This window comes from Bacillus cereus group sp. BfR-BA-01441, from assembly GCF_022663075.1.
In the GTDB taxonomy this organism is placed as follows: domain Bacteria; phylum Bacillota; class Bacilli; order Bacillales; family Bacillaceae_G; genus Bacillus_A; species Bacillus_A cereus.
On sequence record NZ_JAKUEU010000282.1, the window covers coordinates 1 to 375 of the forward strand.

The window sequence follows — 375 nt, forward strand, 5'->3', positions numbered from 1 at the left end:
TTGGTAGAGCAACTGACTTGTAATCAGTAGGTTGGGGGTTCAAGTCCTCTAGTCGGCACCAGTTTTTATTGTAAGAGCCATTAGCTCAGTTGGTAGAGCATCTGACTTTTAATCAGAGGGTCGAAGGTTCGAGTCCTTCATGGCTCACCATTTTAATTAATATGCGGGTGTGGCGGAATTGGCAGACGCACTAGACTTAGGATCTAGCGCCTTTGGCGTGGGGGTTCGACTCCCTTCACCCGCACTTTTAATAAAATATCTCAAACATGTCTTGCGGAAGTAGTTCAGTGGTAGAATACAACCTTGCCAAGGTTGGGGTCGCGGGTTCGAATCCCGTCTTCCGCTCCAATTTTCAATATGACATGCCGGGGTGGC

General features: G+C 48.0%; 3 tRNA genes. All 3 read left to right on the top strand.

Annotation, left to right across the window (positions count from 1 at the left end):
* Positions 1 to 74 precede the first annotated feature (74 nt).
* A tRNA-Lys gene (locus MR107_RS30515) sits at positions 75 to 150 on the top strand.
* A 13-nt stretch (positions 151 to 163) separates the two neighbouring features.
* Positions 164 to 244, top strand: a tRNA-Leu gene (locus tag MR107_RS30520).
* Between the two features lie 29 nt (positions 245 to 273).
* A tRNA-Gly gene (locus MR107_RS30525) sits at positions 274 to 348 on the top strand.
* Positions 349 to 375 lie beyond the last annotated feature (27 nt).